This is a genomic window from Kandleria sp., assembly GCF_017934775.1.
Lineage (GTDB): Bacteria > Bacillota_I > Bacilli_A > Erysipelotrichales > Coprobacillaceae > Kandleria > Kandleria vitulina.
In genome coordinates this window covers 31313-45538 of record NZ_JAGBIX010000008.1, presented here as the reverse complement: position 1 = coordinate 45538, position 14226 = coordinate 31313, and the positions used below count along the sequence as shown (strand labels likewise).

The 14226-nt window shown below is 40.3% G+C and carries 14 protein-coding genes and 1 tRNA gene; 7 read left to right on the top strand and 8 right to left on the bottom strand.

What is annotated here, in order from left to right:
- The first annotated feature begins 144 nt into the window (after positions 1–144).
- On the top strand, positions 145–471 hold the full coding sequence (locus tag J6L95_RS01845; protein WP_287457932.1) for a hypothetical protein: 327 nt from the start codon (positions 145–147) through the stop codon (positions 469–471).
- A gap of 14 nt (positions 472–485) precedes the next feature.
- On the opposite strand, the gene J6L95_RS01840 is transcribed toward J6L95_RS01845, so the two are convergent.
- The 3 genes from J6L95_RS01840 to J6L95_RS01830 all read right to left on the bottom strand — a co-directional run bounded on the left by J6L95_RS01840 (position 486) and on the right by J6L95_RS01830 (position 3004).
- Positions 486–1352, bottom strand: a complete 867-nt coding sequence (locus J6L95_RS01840; RefSeq protein WP_029072188.1) for a tRNA 2-thiocytidine biosynthesis TtcA family protein — start codon at positions 1350–1352, stop codon at positions 486–488.
- Positions 1345–2472 carry a cysteine desulfurase family protein gene (locus J6L95_RS01835; protein WP_287457931.1) on the bottom strand — a complete coding sequence of 376 codons (1128 nt, stop codon included), beginning with the start codon at positions 2470–2472 and terminating at the stop codon, positions 1345–1347. The genes J6L95_RS01840 and J6L95_RS01835 overlap by 8 nt, the downstream gene beginning before the upstream one ends.
- 67 nt (positions 2473–2539) lie before the next feature.
- Positions 2540–3004: a hypothetical protein gene (locus J6L95_RS01830; RefSeq protein ID WP_287457930.1), complete on the bottom strand. Its 465-nt coding sequence runs from the start codon at positions 3002–3004 to the stop codon at positions 2540–2542.
- A gap of 80 nt (positions 3005–3084) precedes the next feature.
- Between J6L95_RS01830 and recG the strand changes: the two genes are divergently transcribed.
- From recG to J6L95_RS01810, 4 genes are all read left to right on the top strand, one after another.
- Positions 3085–5082, top strand: a complete 1998-nt coding sequence (recG, locus tag J6L95_RS01825; protein ID WP_287457929.1) for an ATP-dependent DNA helicase RecG — start codon at positions 3085–3087, stop codon at positions 5080–5082.
- 32 nt (positions 5083–5114) lie between these two features.
- Entirely contained in the window at positions 5115–6086 is a 972-nt protein-coding gene (gene plsX, locus J6L95_RS01820) for a phosphate acyltransferase PlsX (RefSeq protein WP_029070634.1), read from the top strand.
- Positions 6087–6782: a ribonuclease III gene (rnc, locus tag J6L95_RS01815; protein ID WP_074686193.1), complete on the top strand. Its 696-nt coding sequence runs from the start codon at positions 6087–6089 to the stop codon at positions 6780–6782.
- Positions 6783–6986: 204 nt separating this feature from the next.
- Positions 6987–8225: a glycosyltransferase family 2 protein gene (locus J6L95_RS01810; RefSeq protein WP_287457928.1), complete on the top strand. Its 1239-nt coding sequence runs from the start codon at positions 6987–6989 to the stop codon at positions 8223–8225.
- A gap of 219 nt (positions 8226–8444) precedes the next feature.
- Here J6L95_RS01810 and J6L95_RS01805 read toward each other — a convergent pair whose 3' ends face one another.
- The 4 genes from J6L95_RS01805 to J6L95_RS01790 all read right to left on the bottom strand — a co-directional run bounded on the left by J6L95_RS01805 (position 8445) and on the right by J6L95_RS01790 (position 11427).
- Positions 8445–8681 (bottom strand): hypothetical protein, encoded by a 237-nt coding sequence (locus J6L95_RS01805; RefSeq protein WP_287457926.1) that lies wholly within the window; start codon positions 8679–8681, stop codon positions 8445–8447.
- 243 nt (positions 8682–8924) lie between these two features.
- A complete protein-coding gene (locus tag J6L95_RS01800; RefSeq protein ID WP_287457925.1) occupies positions 8925–9830 on the bottom strand; it encodes a DUF5688 family protein in 906 nt (301 codons plus the stop codon).
- A gap of 255 nt (positions 9831–10085) precedes the next feature.
- Positions 10086–10502 (bottom strand): hypothetical protein, encoded by a 417-nt coding sequence (locus J6L95_RS01795; protein WP_287457924.1) that lies wholly within the window; start codon positions 10500–10502, stop codon positions 10086–10088.
- Between the two features lie 223 nt (positions 10503–10725).
- A complete protein-coding gene (locus tag J6L95_RS01790) occupies positions 10726–11427 on the bottom strand; it encodes a DNA-processing protein DprA (protein WP_287457923.1) in 702 nt (233 codons plus the stop codon).
- 371 nt (positions 11428–11798) lie between these two features.
- Between J6L95_RS01790 and J6L95_RS01785 the strand changes: the two genes are divergently transcribed.
- Together J6L95_RS01785 and J6L95_RS01780 are read left to right on the top strand one after the other, a co-directional pair.
- A complete protein-coding gene (locus J6L95_RS01785) occupies positions 11799–12248 on the top strand; it encodes a hypothetical protein (RefSeq protein WP_287457922.1) in 450 nt (149 codons plus the stop codon).
- 42 nt (positions 12249–12290) lie between these two features.
- The gene (locus tag J6L95_RS01780; protein ID WP_287457921.1) at positions 12291–13604 is read left to right on the top strand and encodes a recombinase family protein; all 1314 of its coding nucleotides are present in this window, start codon (positions 12291–12293) and stop codon (positions 13602–13604) included.
- A 358-nt stretch (positions 13605–13962) separates the two neighbouring features.
- On the opposite strand, the gene J6L95_RS01775 is transcribed toward J6L95_RS01780, so the two are convergent.
- Positions 13963–14038: transfer RNA gene (locus J6L95_RS01775), tRNA-His, on the bottom strand.
- Between the last annotated feature and the right edge of the window lie 188 nt (positions 14039–14226).

Here is a 14226-nt window from a genome sequence, read left to right as displayed (position 1 = left end):
CCTAACATATAAAAATACCGTAGGACATACGGAAATTTACGCTTGTGGACATTGTGTAAGACGAGCCGACAAGGTGACTTGTTAGGAACGCAGTAGTGGTTGAAGCAAGAATCCCACGAGTTTAGTCGTGTGGAGTGTCAAGATATGGCTAATATCATGATATTAAGTTCACTTTCTCGTTTCATCCAGTTCTTGGTTGTCCCATTAAGTGTCATTGTTTTCTACTTTAATCTTAATAAAGAAGAAGTACTCTCTGCTCCAAAGAACTTTGCAACTGATGTCATTATTCCTGTAGCTGCCTTCATCTTCTCATTATTCTTAGTCATCAAGTTTGACTGGGTTTCACAATTTAGTATTGTTTCAACAGATGGAACATCTGTCTTAAATATTGCTGCTATTGTTGCTGTAGCGATCAGTCAGATCATCTTGCCAGTGGTATTGCTGATATGGAAAAATACACGTAAAGCATAAAGAAAAGCTGTGGATTAGAATCTTTCGATTTCTTCCACAGCTTTATATTTTTCTTCTTCGTAGTATTCATCAAGGAAACTGTGTGTTTCACCATCTTTTTTCCAGTTCATCACACAGTCAAGATTGACATTATGCATCGCAATGAAGATATTCTGCGCTACTTTTGGATTCTTCTTTTCCATGCGCTTGATAAGTGTCTTCATTTCTTTACGTTTGCTTGTACCATCATCAATAAGTGAGCAGCCTTCAGTAAAGCGGCAGGCACAGTTGATGAATGTCAAGTCATTGGCATTTCTCCAATTGATGATTGCTTCTTCTCTGACCTTAAATAAAGGACGAATAACTTCTAATCCATCATAGTGATCACTATGAAGCTTAGGCATCATAGTCTTGATTTCTGAACCATAGAACATTGACAATAATGTCGTTTCAATAACATCATCAAAATGATGACCAAGGGCAATCTTATTGCAGCCAATAGATTGCGCATGCTTATAAAGATAGCCACGTCTCATCTTGGCACAGAAGTAACAAGGCTGTTTAAATGCACCACCGGAAACAGAATCAAAGATATCTGTTTCAAAGACTTCTAGTGGAATGCCCATAAGCTTGGCATTATCTTCGATGATTCCTCTGTTGTATTCATTATATCCAGGATCCATGCAGACGAAATGGGCTTCAAAGTGAACCTTTCCATGTCTTTGAATTTCCTGAATACATTTCGCTAAAAGCATTGAATCTTTTCCACCGCTGATGCAGACCATAATCTTATCGCCTTCCTGAATCAGTTCATATTCAGTGACAGCTTTACAGAAAGGTCTCCAGATGGCTTTACGATATGTTTTGATAATACTTCTTTCTATTTCTTTAATCTTATCCATTTTCAAATATATCCTTATAACAAATTGTAAATGCTTTAAAGAAAGCATCAAGTTCTTCTTCTGTCGTCATATAAGAAAGACTTAATCTTAATGATGTACTAGCAAGCTTCTTATCTTTAGTTAAAGCAAAGACAATCTTGCTTGGTGCATTTGTAGGACAACATGAAGTCTTTGTAGAAAGATAGATTTCATGTTGCTCAAGCATCTCACTAAAAGCTTCAGCACGTACTGATTTGACAGAAAAATTGACGACATACGCATCTGAATAGCGCGTATTGTTAATATGAATCATTTCATAAGAAGATAGGAACTCTAAAATCTTGGTCTGTAGCTTCTTGACATAGACTTCTCTTTCTTTTTGATGAGTCATTGCCAAATCTAATGCAACATCACATGCAACAACATTGGCAAGCATCGGTGTCCCACTACGATAGATGGAAGTGCTCTTTCCGCCATCCATCTGGATCTTTAAGCCGATGTTCTTCTTTTTGACAAGAACACCAGTACCATTGATGCCACCAAATTTATGAGGAGTAAAGGTGATGAGATCGACATCATTATAGTTGATATCAACTTTCCCAATAGCCTGAGAAGCATCTACATGAAAATAAAGCTGAGGATAATTCTTCAAGAATGAAGCTAATCCTTCAATATCCTGTCTAATGCCAAGTTCACTATCTACTGCCGCAATGGCTACGAGGATGGTATCATCTCTGATCATCCATTCTAGTTCATCACGATCAATACGTCCATCTTGATCGACGGGAGCTAGTTCTACTTCAAATCCCATTTCCTGCATGCGCATAGCACTAGAAACAAGTGAGTTATGTTCCATAGAACCAATGATAATATGTTTTCCTTTATTTCTGTATCTCTCGCAAATTCCTTTAATCGCAAGGTTGTTGGATTCAGTTGCGCCTGAAGTAAAAATCAATTCATCCCTTGTCACATTGAAATAGCTCGCAATGTGATCAGCGCTCTTATTTAAAAGATCCTCTGCTTCACGTCCCAGCTTATGAATAGAATTAGGATTTGCATAGATGTTTTTAGTAACTTCATAGAAACGATCTAGAACCTGTTGTTCTACTGGAGCGTTTGCACAATAATCTAAATAAACCAAATTCATCCCCTCTTTCTTATAAACACTATAATTATATGAATTCATGAAAATATGTCAATAAATCAAACTAAATAAGTGATATAAGCAAAGCGAGAAAGGTAATGGCGGGGATTCCAAGAAGAACACGGATAAGTTCCTGTCCATTTCTTTGATGATGACATCTTCCTGTTGCCTCTTTATGCATATATCTTCTATAGACCCATCGATATATTTTATTGATAAGAAGATCATCAAGAATAAAATCATCGTAGAGTTCAGCACAAATAAAAATAGAAAGCATACGAAATACAATGGTAAAGAAAGAATGCTCATTGAGTCCTGATAAGATGAAAATAAGACAAGTACAAACAAAAGTGAATATCATAAAAACATAGCCCAATGTCTTATTGAAAACACTGCTTTCAGGATAATCAATTTCACCTAGTTCATGCAAAGAAACATGCTTTGCAAGAGAAGGGAAGAAACGATAGATTGAAAAATATTGTACTGTAGATAAAAGCAGCTGAATGCTGATAAAAAGAATTGTTTTCATATAATCACCTATCAATAGTGTAGGTATATTTTTCAATCTTGTCAAAATAATATATAATAGTTGAAAAAGGAGGTGTGCATATGGATGAATTGAAGAAACTTACAACAAGTGAAAAGAGAAAATCTCTTCTTTTAGAAATGGGTATTTCTACCTTGCAGGATGTCGTGATGCACCTTCCTTATAGATATGATGAAATAGAAGAATGCTTTGAGGATGATAAAGTTATCGTAGAAGCAACAGTGCTAGAAAATGCGAAAGTGTTCTTCAAAGGAAGATTATCTAGATTAAGTGTTAAGGTTCTTATCAAGAATGAAGAATATACTGTGACGATCTTCAATAGACACTTTTTACGACAGCATCTTTCTTTAGGAAAGATTGTCACTATCATTGGGAAAAAAGAAGGTCATCGCATTACCGCAAGTCAGCTTTTATTAAAGGGGCTGGATGAACAAAAAGGAATGCATCCTGTCTATTCTTTAAAAGAAGGAATGACGGATAAGATGTTTTCTGGATATGTAAAGAAGGCTTTATCGCTTATCGGTGATAAACTAGAAGATTTCGTGCCACTTGACTATAAAAGAAAATATGGCTTTAAAGATAAATATGCATCTCTTATGAAAGTCCATTTCCCTAAGAACAAGGAAGAAATGATAGAGGGGATGAAGCATCTTAAATATGAAGAGTTCCTCAAGTTTCAATTGACGATGCAGTATATTAAATTAGAAAGAGAACAAGAAGCAGGCATTGCCAAGATATTCTCACATCAGGAGATGAATGCGTTTATTAAGACATTGCCATATAAGCTCACTATCGACCAGCAGAAAGCTTGTCTAGAAATCTTTGCGGACATTGAAAAGCCAGCCATGATGTATCGCTTTTTACAGGGAGATGTAGGAAGTGGAAAGACGGTTGTATGTTCACTTGCTTTATATGCAAACTACTTGTCACATTACCAAGGGGCATTGATGGCACCGACGGAAGTGCTTGCCACTCAGCATTATGAGACATTGAAGTCTTTCTTTAAAAATACAGATCTTTCATTGGCGCTTCTTGTTGGATCACTTTCTATAAAGGAAAAAGAAGATATCTATGAAAAGCTCGAACAAGGGGAAATAGATATAGTTGTTGGGACACATGCGCTTTTTCAAGAAAAGGTCAATTATAAGAACTTAGGATTAGTCATCACTGATGAACAGCATCGTTTTGGTGTAAGACAAAGACAGGCTTTAAAGAATAAAGGAAAGAATGTGGATTTTCTGTTAATGTCAGCAACACCAATTCCGCGTACATTGGCTTTAGCTATCTTTGGAGATATGGATGTATCAGAAATTCATTCTATGCCAGCAGGAAGACTGCCGGTGAAGACGAAGTATTTTAAAGGCAACAGCATGAAGCCTTTTCTTTCTCATTTGATTTCTTATCTTAATGAAGGAGGACAGGTCTACGTCATTACATCCATGATTGAAGATAATGAAGATTATCCATTAAAAAGTGCAACTCAGGTCTATGACGCAATGAGTCGTTATTTTAAAGGTCATTATCAGGTAGGATTATTGCATGGAAACATGAAAGAAGAAGAAAAAAGACAGGTCATGAATGATTTTCATGATCGAAAGATCCAAATTCTTGTTTCTACTACCGTGGTAGAGGTAGGTATTGATGTAAAGAATGCAAATATGATGATCATCTATGATGCTGAGCGTTTTGGCTTGTCATCAATTCATCAGTTAAGAGGTCGTGTTGGCAGGGGAGGCGAACAGTCTTATTGTTACCTGTTGTCAAATGCGACAAATAAGGAAGCGATTGATCGTCTTCAGTTTATGGAAAATCATACGGATGGCTATGAGATTTCACAGTATGATCTAGAAATCAGAGGTCCAGGGGAAGTATTGGGGCAAAGACAAAGTGGAGTTAACCAGTTTGTTTTAGGTGATGCAATCAAGGACTTTGATCTATTGAGAATGGCAAGAAACGATGCAATCGAGATGATTGAAAGCTATTATAAGTATAATGAATATAGTGAATATCTTTCAGTCATAAAACAAAATATAAAAACAGGTAATGAATATATCGATTAACTGTGGTATAATCGCCAATGAGGTGAATGCAAATGAAATTAGCTATTGATGCTATGTCAGGTGACTTAGGGTGTGCACCTGTCATTGAAGCTTGTGAAGGTTTTGCAAAAGATCACAAGGATGTAGAACTCTTTGTGACAGGAAAAAAAGAAGAATTAGAAGCATTGCGTGTTTTTGATAATATTACAATTGTAGATGCCAGAGATGTTGTTAAGATGACAGATAGTCCTCTTGGTGTAAGAAGACAGAAAGAGTCATCAATGGTAAAGGCATTGATGATGGCACGTAATAATGAAGTAGATGGGGTTGTCTCATGTGGATCAACAGGTGCCTTCTATACAGGTGCGATGCTCTTTGTAAAAAGAATTGCGGGTGTTGAAAAATCATGTCTTATGGCCACATTGCCTACTTTAAATAAAAGAGGAACTTGTCTTCTAGATGTAGGTGCTAACTCAGAAAACACTGCAGAACAGTTGAAGCAGTTTGGTCTTATGGGTTCTTTATATAGTGAACTTGTAAGAGGTGTTAATAAGCCAAAGGTGGCCTTATTGAACATTGGTGCAGAAGACCATAAGGGCGATGAAATGCATCAGGAAGCCTATAAGCTTCTTAAAGATTCATCACTTAACTTCGTTGGCAATATTGAAGGTAGAGAATTATTAGATGGTGATGTAGATGTTGTCGTAACAGATGGATTTAGTGGCAATATCGCATTAAAATCAATGGAAGGTACAGCTCTTACAGTCATGAAGATTGTCAAGAATGGCTTGCTTTCTTCTACATTAAGCAAGATTGGGGCACTTCTTGCAAAAGGTTCATTAAAATCAAGTCTATCAGAATTTGATTATAAATCAGTAGGGGGAGCCTTAATGATGGGATTCACTAAAGCTATCGTAAAAGCGCATGGTGGATCTGATGCTAAAGCATTTAGAAGTGCGATGGAACTTGCCTATACAATGGTAGAAAATGATGTTGTAGAAAAGATGAAAGAGGGATTGGAGTAAGTGAAAATATTAGATTTCTTGCAAAAAGAAGGTATTCCTTTTAAGCGTTTATCTCTTTATAAGGAAGCTTTCACACATTCATCCTATGCTAATGAAGCATCAAGAAACATTCGTGATTATGAACGTTTAGAGTTCATGGGTGATGCTGTCTTACAGCTTTATGTTTCTGATTATATCTTTAACAAGTTTCCTTCTTATCCAGAAGGATCACTAACAACATTGCGTAGTAAGCTTGTAAGAGAAGAATCATTATCTCGTTTTGCGGTTGAACTTGGACTAGATGACCTTCTTCTTCTTGGTGTAGGAGAAGAACGTACTGGCGGAAGAAAACGTTCAAGTGTTCTATGTGATATCTTTGAATCATTTGTGGGTGCTGTCTATCTTGATTGTGGTAAAGATGAAGTTATCAAGATATTAGAGAGAACTGTCTTTAAGCATGTTAAAGATCTTGATGATTATGATGATATCAGAGACTACAAGACAAGACTTCAGGAACTTATTCAGGCTGATGAAAGAAAGTCTGTAGAATATCGTCTTGTCAGTGCAACAGGACCAGCCAATGCACCAATCTTTGAAATTGAAGCAATGACTGAAGAAACTATTCTTGGTAGAGGAAAAGGGACAAGCAAAAAGCGAGCAGAACAGCATGCAGCTAAGGATGCATTAGAAAAACTTGCTAAACATAAAAGAAAATAAGAGCCAATAACTTTCGTTATTGACTCTTTCAGATTGTAGACAAAAAGCATCATTTGGTGCTGGAGTAGGATTGATAAGTTGCCTGCAATGTTTAGTGGTGATCAAATACCTAACCTTTGAAGAGAATGAAGGGCCTTTTATAATGGATGTTGACATGAAGAATAATATTTTTAATATAATTCGTTTGGAAGAGGAGAGCGCCTTATGAAACTATCTGTAATTGTGGCTGCCTATAATGAAGAGAAAAATATTCATCGATGTCTCGATTCTCTTGTCCATCAGACAATGAGAGATGGTTTAGAAATCATTGTTGTGAATGATGGCAGTATTGATAAAACAGCTGAGATATGTGACAAGTATGCTGAGGAATATGACTTCCTGAAAGTTCTGCATACAACCAATAATGGGCAAGGCATGGCCAGAAATCGTGGGATTGAAGAAGCTACGGGTGACTATATTGGCTTTGTGGATGCTGATGACTGGGTTGAAATAGATATGTTCGAGCACCTCTATGAAGAAGCTGTCATTCATGATAGCGATATGGTGGTTTGTGATGTGCATAAGATCTTTGATGATGAGCAGCGTGAAGAAGATGTCATCAGTCTACCTGAGCCAGCATCTAGCATAGACATTGGCACATATCTTGCTTATGGGGAGAATAATGCCTATTCCTGGAATAAGATCTATAGACGTGAATTATGGCAAGAATATCATTATGAGAAGATGGTCTATGAAGATCTTGCCTTAATTCCTATCATCATATGTCACTGTCAGAAGATTTCCTATGTGCAGGAAAGTCTCTACAATTATTTCAAGCATAGTCATACGACAACATCTAGTTATAAGAACCCGCGGCTCTTTGATATCTTTATAGCCTATGAGAAACTCATGCAAGCGCAAACAGAGTATAAGGACTTCATCGTCTATAATGTAGCGAAGCGGCTGCTGCGTAACATGAAGACTGCAGGTTTCAAGTACTACTTTGCAGAATGCATTGAATTCATCAATCGCTATACTGAGGTATTCCTATCTAATGAACTTATAAAGAAGGATTCGGCTGTCTGCTCTATCTATGACTATATAGGTATGCAGACAATCCCTAATAGGCTTATCCATCTACGTTCAGTTTCCATCGATAGCTTCAAACGCTATACACGTCACTATGAAGATGTTGTCTGCGATAGCTATGAGGAAATGTTTCGGCAAGCTTTTGAAGGTGGGGGCCTGATCATCAATGATGAATTGGAACTCTCTGCGCCCTATGGCTATCTAAGAGCTACACATAGTTTTGTGGTTGATGAGGGCAAAGGATGCATATCTACAAAGCTGATGGGATTTGTGAAAGAAAGTGAGTCGATTGGCTATATAGCGGATTGCCTTAAAAAGAAAAACAATATAGATGAACAGAAACTTAAGAATGTTGAGATTATAATGGACTACTAAAATGTAGGCTTCTTTGCTCGATGGAGTGGATTAAATTTCCTTGATCAAATATAGGACAGAATGGGTTAACATTCTCATGCTATGTATTGGTTTACTTTTATGCAGATATTTTTAAGACTATTCACATCTAAGTGATGACTATAAAAACCTCCCCTTAGATAGAAGGGAGGTTTTTTTCTTTTTAGACTGTATATTAATACAGAATATGTCAGTCAGGATTTAAATGCCTTTAATGCACTCGTTCCTATCAAAGCACTCATCCGGCAGAATTTCTATAAGGAAAGCTGAAAGGTCATCGCGAAGAAGGCATCTTTTTATAAATCTGCATTTGGCTTTGCTCCATCCACAGATGCTTGCATAATGCTCTATGCTGCCTTGTGTAACCTGTCCATTCCGTATGTCCTTCCAAAGTTCTTCCCAAATTTCCACTGCTTTGTCAACTGTCACTATTCTCATGCTGTCCTCCTCTTCTGCAGTACTTGTGTCTGCATCTCCTTCAGGGGCATGTGCTTCACGATGCGTCAAGGTGGAGACTTGTACTACCTTGACGGGAAGAGGAGCACATGCCAGGCGGGAAAAATTATTATCCCGAGCCATATATCAGCATGGGAGAAATGGCATGCGTCTGAAAGATTCAGGTGCATGCCCGATTTCATGGAGAGAAAGAGGCAGGAAAATATCCTGCCTCTGAGCCATATATCAGTTATTTTTTTTGCTGCTTTCCATGGTAAGTGTCTTCGTATCCGAATCAAAACGGTAGATGCTGTCCGACAGTATTTCATCATCATCAACAACTGTTGTGTTGACTTCATGGACGATTTCTTCAAGCATCTCCAGTGGAACCCTGTCAATTCTTACTGCAAGCACCTCATGAATGGAAGAGGGTATGACTGCGAGGTCGCCACCAAGAGTTTCAGCAACTTCTGAAAGAACATCATCATAGAACATGACTGCAGCACCATAGTTCTGGCTTGTATTGGTTATAACGTACATGGATTCAGCAGAATCATTATCGAAGTCTTCAATGAATCCCTGCAGCATGTTCTTCATGCTCTTCACACGAGCCGGAAGGATTTTTGGGGTATTCTCTCTTGCCAGTTCATGGAGCGAATCCGGAGTCAATTTCCAGAAGCCGAGGTGCTCGTTTCTGACAGTGATGCTTGCCGTTCCGTTCTCGTCCATTGAAATGACCACCTTGTAGATAAGAGACAGGTCTTCAACATTCCTGTGTGGAACCTCTGCAAGAAGACTTTCATTTCTTTCGGTGTTTACTGCCACCATTATGACTCGTTCCCTTACAAATGAAATGTCCGTGAATCTTTCTACAATCTCCTCAAACCCCGACGGAACAGTCGAAAGTCTTTTCAGTTCCCTTTCAATCTCATCAAGGATGTCGTCCAGTTCTCTTCCGTTCCTGTAGTCTGCGTAGAAGCCTTCAAGATAGATATTCGGTGCAATCGCTCTTTCCTCTTGACTGACGGTAATTCCGTGAAGAACGGTTCCGTTGTTCTTCTTGACATGTGTGGCTATCGCTCTCGCATTGGCTGGGAGTCTCTCCGTCAGTCTCCTTTCCATTGTTTTCTGAAAGTTTTTTAAATCTAGCATTTTTCATTTCCTCCTTTTTCTAGATTTTTCTGTACCTGTAAGCTAGATAGCTTACATTTCCTTCAGGAGCATGGATCAGGGACGAGTCCAGGTGGAGACTCGTACTACCTTGACGGGTGGACAGGAGACATGCCATGAGAAAAGGATCGTGGCCTTGAGCGTTTCATCAACAGGAAGAGAAGTGCATGCGTCTGAGAGTTCAGGTGCATGCACGTTCCGTGAAAAAAAGGGTACAGGCATTGAGCCTGTACCCCATTAATCTTCATCGCTTTTCTGTATGTCTCCTTTTTTGAAGTTGCTGATGATGTCTTCGCTGAGGAGACTTTTCTTTCCGTTCAGCGTGTGGCTCATCCATGCGAAGTCAAGACCGTTAATGTCAGCAGCGCTGAGCCTGTTCATGTTCAGTTTCATCTCAGAAATGAGAAGAGCCTTGAAGAAGAACTTCTCATTTTCCTTCTTCATGCCTGAAATCATGTCAAGATAAGGTCTCAGCAGATTCATCTCAATGTTGGTGTCCTCGCTCATGATTTCTACAATCTCCTTCTGCAGAATTTTCTTGTAGTGCTCCTTCGGAACCCTTGTTCTTTCATAGCAGTAGGTCATGTTTGAGATTGAGTTTGCCATTTTGTCGACAGGTTCCTTCACAAAATCGTCATAGTATTTTCTGCCCATATTATTTCCTCCTTTTCATAGGCTTTCTGTACTGTAAGCTGTATAGCTTACATTTCCTTCAGGGGCATGGATCAGGGACGAGTCCAGGTGGAGACTTGTACTACCTTGACGGATGGACAGGAGACATGCCATTGGAAAAGATCATTGCCTTGAGCGTTTCATCAGCAGGAAGAGGAGCCAGAAAAAGAGAGAGCAGGATATGCCTGCTCCTCGCTATGCCTATTCATGAAGCTTTCATGTGAGTTCCGTCATGCGTCATAGTGACAACTCTGCTTTCGACAACAAAGACGTTCTTTTCCTGTTCCTCGGCAAGAGAGGTCATCATATCCGTCCTCTCTGCACTGTCCTCATTGATTATGAAGACCCTGTCGGAAAGTCCGATGACGAGTCTGTTTCTGAATACTTCTCTCTCGTCGCTTGTTTCAACCTTTCCGGGATGTTCACTGATTTTCGTGAGTCTGCTGTCCATGTCGAACATGTCCATGCCTCCATCCAGAATGACCATGCAACGTCCGTTCTCGGCTATGCATGTGTTTCTGACAACCTCTGCGATGCCCTTATCTGATGTAGTCACAATGACATGTCCCATCTCGATGAACTGTGAAACAAGAATTTCTGTCGCTTTCATGACTTCAGGAGAAGGGTCAAGCCCTCCGACGACCGCAATGCAAGCACTGTCATGTTCTGCGATTCTTCCTGAATGATAGATGACAATAGGTGGAATGTTTATCATCCTCAGTCTCTGGGGATAGTCTTCATCGATGACTGTCGTTGAAGAGTAGTCCGCATCGCCGAGAAGACTCAGTGCAATTATTATCTCGTCATCATCGAGTCTTTCCTTTCTCTCGAGTGCCTCGAGTGTTCTGTAGAAGTCTCCGTCATACTTTATTGACAGAGCTCTCAGTATGCTTTTCATCTTGTCCATATTTTTTCCTCCTTTTTCAAGATTTCTGCACCTGTAAGCTGTATAGCTTACATTTCCTTCAGGGGCATGGATCAGGGACGAGTCCAGGTGGAGACTCGTACTACCTTGACGGATGGACAGGAGACATGCTACAGGAATTGATGATAGACTGGAACAGCTGTGGAACATGAGGAAATGCTGCTAATGATGTCAATGAAAATTTCCCCAAATTGGGTGGTTTAATTTTCTCCAATTCGGGTGGTCAGAATTTGGCCAATATTGGTCAGATCTAATCATTCGATTAGTTATCTTTACATTACCCTCATTAGCAGTCCGTTCACTTCGCCAGAAGCAAAAAAACATGATATAATGAAAAGAAAGGGGGTAAGCTAATGGAAAAGAAGAAGTCCAAGCCGACGATGCGCATCGTCGGGATAAGACACAAGAAGGGCATTCGCCCCAAGATAAAGGACACGCAGCCTCTCTATTACTATATCTGCCCATTCGCCAGCGTCAGAGAAGGCGACTATGTCCTCATCGAGTACCAGAGGAAGACGGAACGCTACAGGAAGTCGTTCTTTGGCGTTGGAAGAGTCGACTTCATTGCAGAAGGAAGCATATCCGAGATGATAGACACGTACAGACCGACCGCCTACGTGCTGTACAGGTTTCCTGAATCCCTCGACTTCGAGGGACGATGCGAGGACATCAAGAAGGCGCGCGGAAATCTCATGAAGAGATACGAAAAGATAGAATCAAACGAGGCGCGAATGAGAAAACTCTTGCGAAGACAGACAATCGAAAGAAACAGGAGAAGGAAGCAGAAGGCGGGCAGCAAATGAAAATGATAAAATACTCCTTGTCAGATGATAGGGGGTTTTTTTATGAAGAAGATTGGAATCTACTGCAGGGTGTCGACGGACAGGCAGGCCTCTCTTGGAGTCTCGCTTGACATGCAGAGAGATATGCTGACAAGGGAGGCGACAAAGGGAAGCAAGGGAACCATGAGCATCAGTACAGTCCTCTATGTGGATGATGGATTTTCCGGAAAGTCCCTGGAGAGGCCTGCAATGCAGAAAATGATCAGCGACATCAGGAAAGATGTCCTAGATGAGGTCTATGTCTATGACCTGAGCCGTCTCTCAAGAGACATGTTTGACACGGAGAGTCTTCTTGGCCTCATGGAAAGACACAACGTCTCATTGAAATGTCTGTATGAGAACGTCTCAATGGAAACGGCAACCGACAGGTTCAGAACCAGGCTCACCAGCCTGAACAACTCCTATGAAAGAGAAAGGATATCGGAGAGAACGAGAGACTCGCTGAGAAGCATAGCGGAAGGCGGAAGGTACGCATCGGGAGGCAGGCCTCCATATGGCTATGCGAGAGACGGCAAGAAGCGTCTCGTCATCGACGATAGAACAGCATCGGTTGTCAGGGAAATCTTTGAACTGGCATGCAGTGGAGTCCCGTTTCATGAGATTGCATCTGCAGCAGGAACAATGGATCCCGGAAAACGGTTTGATACAAGAGTCGTGAGGGATATCATAGAGAATGAACGGTATGCCGGAAGATACCTATATGCGGGAAGGGAGTACGATGGCGCCATTCCCGCCATCGTGGAAGATGAGACGTTCACCAGGGCGCAGGAGACAGTCGGCAGGAAGTCCGCCAAGAACGCAGACTACATATTCGACGGCCTCGTCAGATGCGACCTCTGCGATGAGGACATGGTGTGCGCCATGGCATACAACAAGTTCCACAGGAAGTACTTCTACTACAAGTGTCCATCATGCGGACAGCTGTTCTCCCAGATAGCGCTCGACAGGCACTTCATCGAGCATGGGATGAACGAGGGAAAGGACGCAGAGGATGCAAAGAGAGAAAAGGCGCTCAGAAGCACGATCAGCGCCCTCGAGGGGCGCATCCAGAGAGCCAGGGAAGGATACATCAGCGGCTCCTTCAGCGAGAGAGAATACCTTGAACTCATCATGCCGCTTACTGAGAGGTCTTGTGAGCTCAGGGAAAAGCTCCGGGCCATGAAGAGCGGAGGCGGACAGAAGTATGCTGGACTCGAAACGAACAGGCAGAAGAAGCACTATGCTGAGATGCGTATAAGGAAGATTGTTGTTGATCCGATAGCCAAGGAAATCAGGAAGATAGAGTACAGAACAGCCCGTATAGAACAAAAAAGGTAGAATTTTTCGTCAAAAAAAGCACCATCGCACAAAAAACAGAATTTTTTTCATGAAATGGTGTTGAAAGACAAATGAAAAGGTCTATAATATGTTATAGTAATTCAGGAACAAAAAAACGTGGTGCATACAAGCATCACGTAAATGGATCTCATCCTATTTAGTAGATAGAATAAGACCGTATGTATATATTACATTGATGGTATTTTCATAAGATTGAAATACCCGCAATGTTAATATAGCATATCCGATTGACTATCACAAGGCGATGGGATGATGATCTTGTCGTCTTTTTTGTTCGGCGATAGCCTCTGATATATCCAGAACACCCTTTATAAATGGTGTTTGCCTCCAAAATAAATGGGGCGGTTGATGGGGTTCGAACCCACGCATGCCGGAGCCACAATCCGGTGTGTTAACCACTTCACCACAACCGCCATCGAAGACAATTAGTACTATATCTTATATGAGTAGGTTTGTAAAGAGAAAAATGAAAAAAATTGACGAAAATATTTTTATTGTTAAAAAAGCCTTAGAATTAAGATAGAAAATAAATTAAATATTTTTAAATATTCCGATAGACATATTACGATAGTCGTAGTATATTGTAGTTAAGGAGGTACCC

What these genes read in the sequence shown, in the direction of transcription:
- J6L95_RS01845 (WP_287457932.1), top strand. Translation starts at nt 145, where the DNA reads ATGGCTAATATCATGATATTAAGTTCACTTTCTCGTTTCATCCAGTTC.
- J6L95_RS01840 (WP_029072188.1), bottom strand. Translation starts at nt 1,352, where the DNA reads ATGGATAAGATTAAAGAAATAGAAAGAAGTATTATCAAAACATATCGT.
- J6L95_RS01830 (WP_287457930.1), bottom strand. Translation starts at nt 3,004, where the DNA reads ATGAAAACAATTCTTTTTATCAGCATTCAGCTGCTTTTATCTACAGTA.
- recG (WP_287457929.1), top strand. Translation starts at nt 3,085, where the DNA reads ATGGATGAATTGAAGAAACTTACAACAAGTGAAAAGAGAAAATCTCTT.
- plsX (WP_029070634.1), top strand. Translation starts at nt 5,115, where the DNA reads ATGAAATTAGCTATTGATGCTATGTCAGGTGACTTAGGGTGTGCACCT.
- J6L95_RS01810 (WP_287457928.1), top strand. Translation starts at nt 6,987, where the DNA reads ATGAAACTATCTGTAATTGTGGCTGCCTATAATGAAGAGAAAAATATT.
- J6L95_RS01805 (WP_287457926.1), bottom strand. Translation starts at nt 8,681, where the DNA reads ATGAGAATAGTGACAGTTGACAAAGCAGTGGAAATTTGGGAAGAACTT.
- J6L95_RS01800 (WP_287457925.1), bottom strand. Translation starts at nt 9,830, where the DNA reads ATGCTAGATTTAAAAAACTTTCAGAAAACAATGGAAAGGAGACTGACG.
- J6L95_RS01795 (WP_287457924.1), bottom strand. Translation starts at nt 10,502, where the DNA reads ATGGGCAGAAAATACTATGACGATTTTGTGAAGGAACCTGTCGACAAA.
- J6L95_RS01790 (WP_287457923.1), bottom strand. Translation starts at nt 11,427, where the DNA reads ATGGACAAGATGAAAAGCATACTGAGAGCTCTGTCAATAAAGTATGAC.
- J6L95_RS01785 (WP_287457922.1), top strand. Translation starts at nt 11,799, where the DNA reads ATGGAAAAGAAGAAGTCCAAGCCGACGATGCGCATCGTCGGGATAAGA.
- J6L95_RS01780 (WP_287457921.1), top strand. Translation starts at nt 12,291, where the DNA reads ATGAAGAAGATTGGAATCTACTGCAGGGTGTCGACGGACAGGCAGGCC.